This is a genomic window from Cellulosimicrobium sp. JZ28 (genome assembly GCF_015327065.1).
Taxonomy (GTDB): Bacteria; Actinomycetota; Actinomycetes; order Actinomycetales; family Cellulomonadaceae; genus Cellulosimicrobium; species Cellulosimicrobium funkei.
Genome location: NZ_CP017660.1, coordinates 2,974,791 through 2,986,554, shown reverse-complemented (window position 1 = coordinate 2,986,554; position 11,764 = coordinate 2,974,791). Strand labels below are relative to the sequence as shown.

Annotated in this window: 6 protein-coding genes; 5 read left to right on the top strand and 1 reads right to left on the bottom strand. The window is 69.2% G+C overall.

Going from position 1 to position 11,764, the window contains the following annotated elements; translation table 11 throughout:
• Positions 1–2 precede the first annotated feature (2 nt).
• The 4 genes from BJP59_RS13380 to BJP59_RS13365 all read left to right on the top strand — a co-directional run bounded on the left by BJP59_RS13380 (position 3) and on the right by BJP59_RS13365 (position 9,231).
• A complete protein-coding gene (locus BJP59_RS13380) occupies positions 3–992 on the top strand; it encodes an HNH endonuclease (RefSeq protein WP_194521162.1) in 990 nt (329 codons plus the stop codon).
• 281 nt (positions 993–1,273) lie between these two features.
• On the top strand, positions 1,274–3,508 hold the full coding sequence (locus BJP59_RS13375; protein ID WP_194521161.1) for a DNA methyltransferase: 2,235 nt from the start codon (positions 1,274–1,276) through the stop codon (positions 3,506–3,508).
• Between the two features lies 1 nt (position 3,509).
• Complete coding sequence (locus BJP59_RS13370) at positions 3,510–7,856, top strand: DEAD/DEAH box helicase (protein ID WP_194521160.1); 4,347 nt, start codon at positions 3,510–3,512, stop codon at positions 7,854–7,856.
• 523 nt (positions 7,857–8,379) lie between these two features.
• On the top strand, positions 8,380–9,231 hold the full coding sequence (locus BJP59_RS13365; RefSeq protein ID WP_255541892.1) for a formylglycine-generating enzyme family protein: 852 nt from the start codon (positions 8,380–8,382) through the stop codon (positions 9,229–9,231).
• Between the two features lie 92 nt (positions 9,232–9,323).
• Here the strand turns inward: BJP59_RS13365 and BJP59_RS13360 are convergent, their stop codons facing one another.
• A complete protein-coding gene (locus tag BJP59_RS13360; protein WP_051028544.1) occupies positions 9,324–9,839 on the bottom strand; it encodes a DUF4190 domain-containing protein in 516 nt (171 codons plus the stop codon).
• A 198-nt stretch (positions 9,840–10,037) separates the two neighbouring features.
• Between BJP59_RS13360 and BJP59_RS13355 the strand changes: the two genes are divergently transcribed.
• Positions 10,038–11,666 carry a hypothetical protein gene (locus BJP59_RS13355; RefSeq protein ID WP_194521158.1) on the top strand — a complete coding sequence of 543 codons (1,629 nt, stop codon included), beginning with the start codon at positions 10,038–10,040 and terminating at the stop codon, positions 11,664–11,666.
• The last annotated feature ends 98 nt before the right edge of the window (positions 11,667–11,764 follow it).

Sequence of the window (11,764 nt, the reverse complement as noted above, 5' to 3'; positions counted from 1 at the left end):
CCATGGGTGTCGCCGACTACCTAGAGATCACGGTCGACCAGGCGGCCGCACAGTGGCGTCAGGTCGTGGACCGCACGCCACTGGCCGATGGGCAGCGCCAGGCTGCATTCCTGCCCATCGAGACGCTCATGTGCGCTGCGGCGATGCACATCGTCGAGTACTCCCGTCTTGGGAGCTCGACGATGCACAAAGCCGGCGCGCCTGCCCCAGAACTGGCGCGACTCTTTCGGCGCCCTGTGAGCAGCATCGTCGCGAAGATGAACAACCTTGATGGACGGCGACCGCGGGGAGCGAAGTACGACCTCGAGGTCGGCCTCGCCCTGGCCGTCGATCAAGACCTCATGAGCGAGATCTACCGGCGGGTGCTCGCGGGTGCGCGCGTCCAGGGCGTCGGCCAGCTTGAACTTCCAGACTTCCTGGGGATCGAGGGCGGCGGTGGCCTCCGCCTCCTGGGCCAAGAGGAACTGGACAGCGCTTCGGTCGAGGCGGCCATGGAGCAGGAGATCCCTGAGTGGCGCGCGCGGACTCCTAACCAACCCCTGGGTGTGACAGAGAAGTTCCTCTTGCAGTACCTCCGAATGGGACAGAGCCGCTTCGCGAACGGAGTGCTTCACAACTGCGGCAACGCCTGTCTCTTCTGCGGGTTCACGCTCGGCGACGGTGGGCGGCCATCCCTGCTGCGCGCCGGACACATCAAGCCGTGGAAGGACTCGGTCGGGTTCGAGCGCCTCGACGTCGCCAACGGCCTCGCCGCATGCCCGACGCACGACGCCGCTTTCGACGCAGGGCTGATGACCCTCGATGTGACTACGTCCGACCTGACAGTCCGGCTGGGCAAGCGTCTGCAGAACGCCGTCGACACGAACGCCGCAGCGGAGTTCTACTTCGGGCCACCACGCCTTCGCCGGAGCGTGCCGCTCACCGCGCTATCCGTACCAGTGGCCATCACCTACTTGGACTGGCATCACGAGTTCGTCTTCGACATTGGATGAAGGTGCCGACTCCAGACGACGGTGGCGCATCGTGCGCCACGCTCAGGAGAGACGTGGGTCGGTCCGCCAACCGGTTTGGTGGTTCCTCGGACGCGGCGGAGATGCGCGGGGCGGCGAGCAGCGGGACCGTTGGGTCGTGGATCGGGCGGATCTACGGGCGAACGGGTCCGGCAGTATGTGTAGGGTTCAGCGTGTCCGCGAGCTATCGGAACGGGAGCACCTTGACGTCGCACCGCAACCAGCCGAGTCGGTTGCTGGCGCTCGAACAAGAGTGGGGGCTCGTGGCTAACCAGCCCGCTAACGCACATGCTGCATGTGGCAGTGAAGTCAAGCCAGACCCGCGCCTCCCAAGATGGTCGCTCCTCGATGCGGGTCTACTCCCGGTCCGGGAGTTGTCGGTCTTCGCACAGCGCGAAGCCCGACGGCCCCGGCCGATCTACGGCGCGCACAAGTGGTTCGCGCGCCGGCTCGGCACTGCGTTCCGTAGTCTCCTCGTCGCTGCTGCAACCGACGCTGATGGCGACTTCTGGGACGGCTACTACGGCAGTGCTAATCTCCGCGGGATTACCGTCCTCGACACTTTCGTCGGGGGCGGCACCGCGCTCGTTGAAGCACAGCGCCTAGGTGCGACCGTCATTGGCCTCGATGTTGACCCGGTCGCCGCCGCTGTGACCCGCTTCGAACTCGATGCTGCCGACCAACCCGACCCCGAGCAGATCCTCCGATCTTTGCAGTCCAACGTCGCCGGGAAGCTCGCCAGGTACCACCAGGTCGCCGACGCGCCCAGTGTTGAGGGCCCACACGAGACGGTCGTGCACCACTTCTGGGTCCAGGCCGTCGAGTGCCGCGGGTGTGACGAGACGATCCACGCCCATCCGACCTGGCAGATCGCCATCGACCAACCACCCAGCAGGTCCCGCGGTGAGGACGGCAGCCGCAGGCGGCAATACGTTCTGTGCCGGCACTGCAACGCGATCCTTGAGCGTCCAGGCGACAGGTCACGTGTCCGGTGCGGCCAATGCAACCGCACAACCGTCATCGCCCAGGGGACCGTCGTCAACGGCACGGTCACCTGCCCGCGCTGCGCCACCACGGAGCGGCTCATCGACGTCGCGGAGCGTACGAAGAAGCCGCCTAGCTGGCATCTGTTCGCACTCGAGGTGGTCGCTGCGGGCGGGGCGAGGCGGCACAGGATGAGCCAGCGGCACTTCCGTGTCGCGACCGACGCCGACCGTGCCCTCGTCGATGCGGCCGCCGCCGTGCTCGCCGAGCGGGAGAAGGACAGGAAGGCGTTCATTCCAACGACGGAGATCCCGACCGACCGCGTTGACGACCGTCTCATTCGGTACGGGTACCGGCGCTACCGCGACCTGTTCAACCCGCGGCAGCTCCTACACCTGTCGCTTCTCGCCGAAGCGATCCTTGAACTGCCCGAGGAGCAGCGGGGTGTCGCGGCGCTCGCATTCTCGAACCACCTCACCACGACGTGCATGCTGACGTCGTATGCAGCTGGGTGGCGCCGCCTGGTCCCGTTGTTCTCGATCCGTGCATACCGGCACGTTCCGCGGCCTGTCGAAGTGAACCCGTGGCTTGACGGGACTGGACGCGGAACGTTCCCAAACGCGATGCGACAGGTCGCCGCGGCGATTGCGTATGCGAAGGACCCCCGTGAGCTCACCGGCAACGGCTTTGCCCAGGTGCCGGCCCTCGCACCGGAGCGGCAGGCACGAGTCCTCTGCCAGAGCTCAGAGGACCTTTCCGCGATCGAGACCGGGTCGGTGTCACTGCTGCTGAGCGACCCACCGTACCTCGACAATATTGCCTACAGCGAGCTATCGGACTTCTTTGCTCCGTGGCTGCGGATGTTGAAGGTCACGACGGGCACTCCCGCAGGTCAGGCGCGCGCGACGAACCTCGCGGCCGGCGACCGCAGTGCCGATGCCGCCGCGGTGTTCGCCCGCCGCCTCGGTACTTGCTTCCGGCAGGCTGAACGCGTTCTGGCAGATGACGGCCGGGTTGTGTTTACCTACCAGCACGCGACGGCGACCGGCTGGCACTCGCTAGCCCAGGCACTTGCGACCGCTGCCCTCGTCCCAGTGAACGTCGTCCCACTACGGGGTGACGGCGGCTTCGGGCTGCACGCGCACGCCGGCAGCAGCATCTTCGATGCGATCCTCATCCTCCGTCCCCGTGTCCAGGAACGCCGGATCAGAGCATTCGACGATGACGGTCCGCTTCCGACTCTCACGCTCTCTCCGCAGGGCGAGAAGCAGGCACGAGCGGCAACCGAGAAGTGGTCGAGCGAACTGGCAGCGCAGATGCCCGAACTGTTCCGCAGGCCCGACCGGATCAACCTGCTACGCGCGCATCTCGTCGTCGCAGCCCTCGCTGAGCACCAGGCGCGAGCCGCGGCGACTGGACCACGCAATGGCGATGGGGGGCGGGCGCTACTTGACGCACTCAATGACACGACGGCCACAGCGTCCGTTGATCCGTTCGTCCAGCAAGGAGCCTGACATGCCCCGCCTGAACAAGCACACTCTCGGGGCGTACCTTGCCTCGGGGTGCGAGCGGCAGCTGGCACTTTCCCTCGCCGCCGACGCCGCATCACCCGTCGTGGGGCCAACCGAGGCTGACCAGTTAGGCATGCCTCCCAAGCAGGACGTCCGACCCGGCATCCAGTTGATCACCAAAGCTGGCCGTGACTGGGAGGAGAAGAAGGTCGCCGACCTTGAAGCGGCCTTCCCGACAGGCGCGATCGTTGGGAACCCCGTCGTGACTACAAACGCCTCTGGTCAGTTGGTCGTGTCGCGGTACAGCCAGCAGCCGCTGGCGACCGCCCTGCGGGCAGCAGTCGCCGGGCAGTTCCTCGTCGAGTGCGAGTACATCGTTGGGGCGACCTTCCGCGGCCAGTTCGGTGCAGCAACCGGAGTCCTCGCGACGCTCGATTTCTCCGCGCTCCGCCCCGACATCGTCCAGGTCTGCGACGCGATCACCCGACCTGACGGCGACGAGGTACTTCACGACGGGACGACCGCCCCGTACGACGCCACCGATCGCCGTCTCCGGCTGCGGATCATAGATATCAAGCTTACGGCAGAGCCGTCGTCCGGGTACTTCGCCGAAGTTGTCTACTACTCGATCACCCTCGCCGGGTGGCTCAAGGACAACAACCTAGACACCGAGTATCTCGTGACGACGGAGGCGGCGGTCTGGCCTGGGTCGCATGATGCGGCCGCCGTCACCGTTGCACAGCAGCAGGCTGCTGCGAACGGCGCGGCCGTCACAATGCCCGAACTCCTCGGCGCCCTTGAGGACGACCTCGAAGTCGCACCGTTCGTCGTGTTCTCACTGTGGCTCAAAGACTTCTTCGCCGAGACGCTTCCCCGCGTCATCGTCGCGATGCCGCGGTGGCGGACCCTGCCCTGGCATGTCGACAATACGTGCAAGAACTGCGACTGGGTCGGCCAGCGCTGGTTCAACACCGACGGGTCGCCCGGCTGGCACGACGACCAGTGCATGCCGGAAGCCGAGGCCACTGAGCACTTGTCCCGGATTGCGTTCCTCACCAAGGGTGCGGCGCAGGCGCTCCGCTCGCAGAACGTCACGGATGTCCCAGCGCTCGCTTCCCTACAGCCAGGCGACGCCGCCTTCGATACTCACCAGGGACTGCGTGCTGGTCGGACCGTCGTTGGCGCTCGGGCCTCCGCCCTACAGGCCAACACTGCCCCGCAGGCCACTCCGGGTGCCGGGACGAGTGCCGTCATGCCCGGCTGGGCCGACGTAATGATCCGCGTCTCCACATACTTCGACGTAGGCTCCGGCATCACGATCGCCTTCGGCATCGACGCGTTCCAGTTCCCCAACTCCCAGCAGGGTACGCAGCGGAGGCAGTGGCGCACGCAGGTATTCGTCGTCGACCGCAAAGACCTGGGAGATGAGTGCGACAGGCTGCTGGCGTTCCTCATCGCCCTCGACGCGATCCTTTCGGCGGTCCGAACGAGCAGCCAGCAGGCGACATATCAGGTGTACTTGTGGGACCAGGCGCAGTACGAGCACCTCACTCGCGTCATCGGCCGGCACCTCGACCGCATCCTCGACCCAAACAGCGGCGTGCGCGATCTCGCGTGGTTGTTTCCTCCAGACGAGCTCGCGCCGAACCCGGCACTCGCGACACGAAAGAGCCCCGTCACGATCGTTCGCGAGGCCGTCAAGTCGCTCGTCGGCGCACCGATCGCGCACTACTACTCGCTGCTGGAGCTCGCCAAGACCTACCAGCCCGCATGGCAGACAACACCGTTCACGATCAACCCGCACCCGATGTTTCACGACTCCCTGTCGGACCAGATCCCGTCCGAGCGGGCTCACGAAATCTGGAGCCGGTTGCGTGCCCGACCCCGCGCCGGCGGAGGCACAACGCGCGACTACCAGCAGGTCATCGACGACCTGCGCCGAAACATCGAACTTCGACACCACGCCCTGCGGCTCGTCACCGATCGTCTTGGTGAGGACCTCCGTGGTCAGCTCAGGAGCCAAGCACCCCGGATCGGTCTCGGCCCAGTCGCAGACCAAGTTGGTCTGTCATCCGACTCACACCTGTGGTACGCACACGCAGCACTGGACGCCGAACTGACCAAGGTCGAGGAGTACAAGAACCGTGCGATGGGCGTCGAGGAGCGCGAGGCACGGTTCGAAGCAGCCCGGCTGACGCGGCGCCTTACTCCACAGCAGGCTGCCGCGTACCTGGGCGCACCTGACTCCCGTCTGATCAGTGGCGAACGACGTGTCTACGAGATCGGATCGCTGAGCCGTGAGGCAAAGGTCAAGGACGGCGACGCGTTCCGGTGCATCTCGCCGGCTAACGACCCGCTCTTCCTCGACAACAGCCTGTTCGCCAACCAGAACCTGACCGGGATGCCGAACCTCGCGCAGTGGCAGTTGCGGTGGAGATTTGACGAGGTAGCCGAGTGCAGCGTCTTTAGGTTCGACCGTACCAACGGCCTCGTCGTGCTCGATCTGAAGAACCCTGACCTCGTCAGCGTCCTCGAGGCCAACGGTTACGACCTGAGCAATGACGTCGTCTTGGACCGCGTCCCGAAGACTTTCCTGCTCGACAAGGTCAAGACCGCTCTGCGGTACATCGGCAACCCAGCAGTAGCCCAGGCGTCTACGTCACCGCTCGCAGCGCGCGCGACCGGCCAGGCCAGCAGGCGCGGTCGGGCCAGAACGACGCCCCTCACGCCTGCGGCCGAGGTCCTCTGGACGCCAAGGGTGCTCGCCAATTCCGGTGTCGCACGCGACATGACGGCGGCGCGCGCCGCACTCGCCGCATGCGGTGGCCTCAACCAGAGCCAGGAACAGGCATGGCAGGACGCGCTGACCCGGCGCCTCACACTCATTTGGGGTCCGCCCGGGACGGGTAAGAGCCACACCCTCCGCACAATCATCACCGCCGCCTGCGCCGCTGCTCACGCCGCCGGTCAGGTGCTGCGGATCCTGGTCACGGGCGGAACGTACACCGCGACTGACACTGTCGTCGGCACAACCCTTGTTGACGCCATAGGCCGCGCACTACCCGCCGTGACAATTGGAGTTCACCGCGTCCGCTCCGTGGACCGGCAGGATCCGCCAGACCCCGGCGTCAGCGACGTACCTCTCGACAAGCGCAACCCGAGCTCAGCAGCGCAGGCGCTACTCGACGAGTTGCAGTTGCCCACCGGCATCACGATCGTGGCTGCTCCGACGCAACAAGCTCACAACCTGACCTGGGCCGCGAACCGTCGGTCCGCCGGGAGGGACGAGCCGGGCGCGGAGCTGTTTGACCTCGTCATCATCGATGAGGCCAGCCAGGTCGATGTGGCCAGTGCGACCCTCCCGCTGATAGCAGCCTCCACCGATGCGTCGTTCATCGTCTGCGGCGACGACCTGCAGATGCCACCCATCCATGCCGCTGAACCGCCGCTCGGCCTTGAGGCGATGGTCGGATCCGTGTATGGGTACCTTCGGGAGGTCGGGCAGGTGATGCACTCACCGCTCGAGACGAACTACCGGTCGAACCGCGCGATCGTCGAGTTCGTCCGCAGCGCCGGGTACGACAACCTCACCGCTCACTCGCCCGACCTTCGCCTCAACCTCATCACCCCCTTCTCCGCTGCCGCCCCAGCCGGCTGGCCGGCAACACTGCCCTACGACGATGGGTATGCGGCGCTCCTCGACGCGGACCAGCCGACGACCGCGTTCGTCTACACCGAAGGCCTGGCTAGCCAGTGGAACGAGTTCGAAGCGCAAACGACCGCCGCCCTGGTCCGGCTTCTTTACGGCCGTCTCGCGGTCCAGCTCGACAACGAGATCTTGCCCGGCGCGACGCATCCGATCCCATCGAGCATGACGCCGTACCCGATCGACGCGTTCTTCACCAAGGGCGTCGGAGTCGTCACTCCGCACCGCGCACAGCAGAGTCTCGTCATCGCCCGGCTCATCGAAGCGTTCCACGGCGTGACCGGCGCGACGGACGACCTGATCCGCTCCGCGGTCGACACAGTCGAGAGGTACCAGGGTCAGCAGCGTGACGTGATGATCGCAACGATGGCTCTCGGTGACCCCGACTCGATTGCCGACGAGGACGAGTTTCTGTTCGGCCTGCGCCGCTTCAACGTTATGGCGTCCCGTGCTCGCGCGAAGGTAGTCGTGCTGGCGACGCAGGAAGTTGCGATGCACATGCCGACGGAAGTCGAAGTGATGCGTGACTCCGGCCTGCTCAAGAGTTACCTGGGGCGGTTCTGCGGCCAGGAGAGAACGATGACCCTGCCGTGGCTGAAGAATGGCGTCGTTGAGATGCAGCACGGTTCCCACCGATGGCATTGACCGCCCACCAGCGTCGGCGAAGAGTTCAGAGGTGAGGGTTCCACGCGAGTTCCACGCGAGGCGCTCCGTGCACGCGAGTTCCACGGGTCGGCGCGCAGCGAGCGCCCACGTTTGACTGTCGTTGGCGGACGGTGTCAGCCTGGTCGAGTCGGTCTGCGGATCGCCAGAATTTCGCAGTTTCTGGTGGTGAGGACGACGGCGGCCGACGATCGAGACAACGGACTTTGGGAGCACTGGGTCTTGTGACCCGACAGGAGAAGGTCGGGGGTTCGAATCCCCCTAGCTCCACCGGAGAGACCCTCGCCAGACCAGGTCGACGACCTGAGACGGCGAGGGTCTCGTCTTTTCTCCGGAGTCTCCTGCCCCGATCGCGGCCCTCGCGCTGCCGCCGTCGTCGAGTGGACCTCGCGGCGCGCGCGAGGGAGGCGGGCGCGGTGGCCGCCGCGCCGCCGGTGCGCGCCGCACTTATCCTGGCGACGTGGCCCTCACCGTGCTGGTCCCGGTCCCTGGCGGGACGTTCCGCATGGGCTCGGACCGGCACTACCCGGAGGAGGGTCCGGCCCACGACCGGCAGGTGGAGCCGTTCCTCCTGGAGCGGCACGCGGTGACGAACGCGCAGTTCGCGGCGTTCGTCGCGGACACCGGGTACGTGACGGTCGCGGAGCGTCCGCTCGACCCGGCCGACTTCCCGGGGGCCGACCCGGTGGACCTGGTGCCCGGGGGCCTCGTGTTCACCCCGACGGCGGGCCCGGTCGACCTGCGCGACTGGCGGCAGTGGTGGAGGTGGCAGCCCGGGGCGTCGTGGCGTTCGCCGCAGGGGCCGGGGTCGGGCGTCGACGACCGGCCGGACCACCCGGTGGTGCTCGTCGCGTTCGAGGACGCCTCGGCCTACGCGGAGTGGGCGGGACGGCGTCTGCCCACCGAGGCCGAGTGGGAGCGCGCCGCACGGGGCGGTCTCGACGACGCGGAGTACGCGTGGGGCGACGAGCTCGCACCGGGCGGACGCCTGATGGCCAACACCTGGCAGGGCCGGTTCCCGTACGACGACGCGGGCTGGGGCGGGACGTCGCCCGTCGGCTCGTACGAGCCGAACGGGTACGGGCTCGTGGACCTGATCGGGAACACGTGGGAGTGGACGGCGGACACGTTCACGCCGCGCCACGTCGTCCCGGGCACGCGCGGGCCGGACGCCGGTGGGCGACCGAACCTGCTGGCCCCCACGACGTCGCCGGAGGTCCTGCGCGTGACGAAAGGCGGCTCGTACCTGTGCGCGCCCGAGTACTGTCGCCGCTACCGGCCCGCGGCGCGGTCCGCGCAGTCCGACGACAGCGCGACGACGCACCTCGGGTTCCGCTGCGCCGCGGACGTCCGCTGACCGCGGGCCGGTGACCCGCTGGCGCCCCGGGCACGACGAAGGCCCCCACCGAGCGGTGAGGGCCTTCGCGGAGCGGCGTGGCCGCGACGAGGTCAGGGGCAGGTGACGGGCTCGCCACGCACCTCGACGACCGTGCCCGAGGGCACGCCGGAGCACGCGTCGAGGACCTCCTGCGTCACGGCGCCGACGGTGCTGAAGAACACGATCGAGCCGATGATCGTCAGGACGAGCACGATCGCGCCGACGATGATGCCGGCGAGCGCGAGGCCGTTCTTGTAGCCGGCCTTCTTGGACTTGTTGAAGGCCACGATGCTGAGGATCAGGCCGACGATCGAGAGGCAGCCGAGGAACGACAGCACGAGGCCGACGATCCCCATCGTCTTGCCCGGGTCCTGGCCCGGGGCGGAGTACGACGGGGCGCCCGCCTGCGGTGCGCCGTACTGGGGCGCCTGCGGTGCGCCGTACTGCGGGGCCTGCGGGGCGCCGTACTGCGGGGCCTGCGGCGGCTGCTGCGGCTCGCCGGGCTGCGGCGCGCCGTAGGCGGGCGGGCCGGACGGCGTCCCGCCGGGCTGCTGCGGGTTCTGGTCGGGCTGGTCGGGGGTCGACATGCGATCTCCTCGGCGTTCGGTCAGGGCCTGCCCAGTATGCCGGTCGGGGCCGCCGCCCGCCCTGTGATTCCGCGGCGCGCCCGGCGGCTGGTCCGGGTGGGTGGGGTCACGCGACCCCGCGGCCGGTTGGGTCCGACCATCACGAGTCCCTCACATCCCTCGGTCGGCGAGCCGCGCCGGGTGCGCGATGATGGGGGCGTGAACACTCGGAAGGTCCGATTCGTCCCTGTCGCCCTCCCCGTCGTCCTCTCGCTCGGTGCCGTCGTGGCGCTGGGCGGCTGTGCCGCGGAGACGGCGAAGGCCGACGGGCCGTCCTCGGGCGAGACCGGGCTCGTCGCCCGCGCCGCCGAGCCGAGCGACGGCGTCCTCGTGCTCGGCTCGACCGAGCCGGCGGAGCTCGCGCTGACGAGCAGCCAGGCGTTCTTCACCAACGCGCCGGTCGTCGTGCTCGCCACGGCGGACGACGAGGCCGCGCGCGCGACCGCGGCCGCGGCCGCCGTCGAGCTCGCGGCGCCCGTGCTGCTCGTGGGAGGCGCCATCTCGGACGGCGGGCTGCGCACGGAGCTGAGCCGGCTCGGCGCGGTCGCCGTCGTCGAGGTGGGCGAGCCGGACGCGCCCCCCGGCCAGGAGGGCGTGGGCGAGGAGCCCGCGCGCGCGACCCTGGGCGACGTCGACGGCGTCGAGCGCGTCCTGCTGGAGGTCGGGGCGCTCCTTCCCGACGGGACGCTCGACGAGCGCGACCTCGACGAGGTCCGCGCCGCGCTGCCCGATCGGGGCGAGCCGGAGACGCTGACCGAGGTCCTGGCCCTCACGGAGCCGGGCAGCCTCGCGGTGCCGGGCGGACCGCAGTCCGCCGCCATCGCGACCGCGCGCGCCGCGGGCGCCGTGCCGCTCGAGGTGCCGCAGGGCGACCCGCGGGCGTCCGCCGAGGTCGTGGACGCGATCTCGGCGGCGAAGGCGCTCGCCGTCGTCGGCATCGGCGCGAGCTTCGGCACGGCCGAGGACCTCACGTGGCGGCTGCGGTCGGCCGAGGCGGGCGACCTGCTCCCCAGCGGTTCGCAGCTCGTCCTGGCCGACGGCGTCCGGTACGTCGCGGTGGAGGCCGACGCCGTGACGTCGGGCCTCGTCGCGGTGGGGGAGCGCTCGGCGACGGAGGCCGTCGAGCGTGCGCAGGAGGCGGCGGCGGCGTACGCCGAGGCCGCCCCGGACGACGTGGTGGTCCCGGTGCTCGAGGTGCCGGCGACGCGGGCGTCGTCGAACCCGGGCGCGGACCGCGACTACTCGACCGAGATCCCGGCCCAGGAGCTGGTCCCGCTCGTCGACACCGCGGCGGCCGCGGGGGTGCTCGTCGTGCTGCGCCTGGAGCCCGGCCGCGCGAGCTTCGACGAGCAGGTCGCCGAGTACGCGGACCTGCTCGCACGCCCGACCGTGGGCGTCGCGCTCGCGGTCGACGCGCGCCGCGCGGGCGAGGGGTCCCGGGCCGGCACGGTGGGCGCGGCGGAGCTCAGCGCCGCGATCGGCGCCGTCGGGGAGGTCGTGCGCACGCAGGGCCTGCCGCAGAAGCTCGTCGTCGTGCAGCGACCCGACGCCGACGCGGTGCTCGACGCCGCCGCGCTCGACGTGGGTGCGGGCGAGGCGGCCGTCGTGCTGCAGCCGACGGCGCAGGCGGGGTTCGGCGCCCGCGCGCGCGAGTGGGGCACGCTGCTCGACGACGTGCCGGCAGGCGTGGTGGGCGGCTGGACCACGGGTTCGGCGGACCCGGCGCGGGACGTCGAGGGCGTCCTGTCGCTCGACCCGAGCCCGCGCTACGTGGCGCCGTCGCGCTGACGATCCGCTCCGCAGGGCACTTGGTCGGTCCCGCGCGCGCGGGTTAGGGTGTGTCGCTCGCAAAAGCCGAATCGATTCGACCAGACCCAGACGACGAG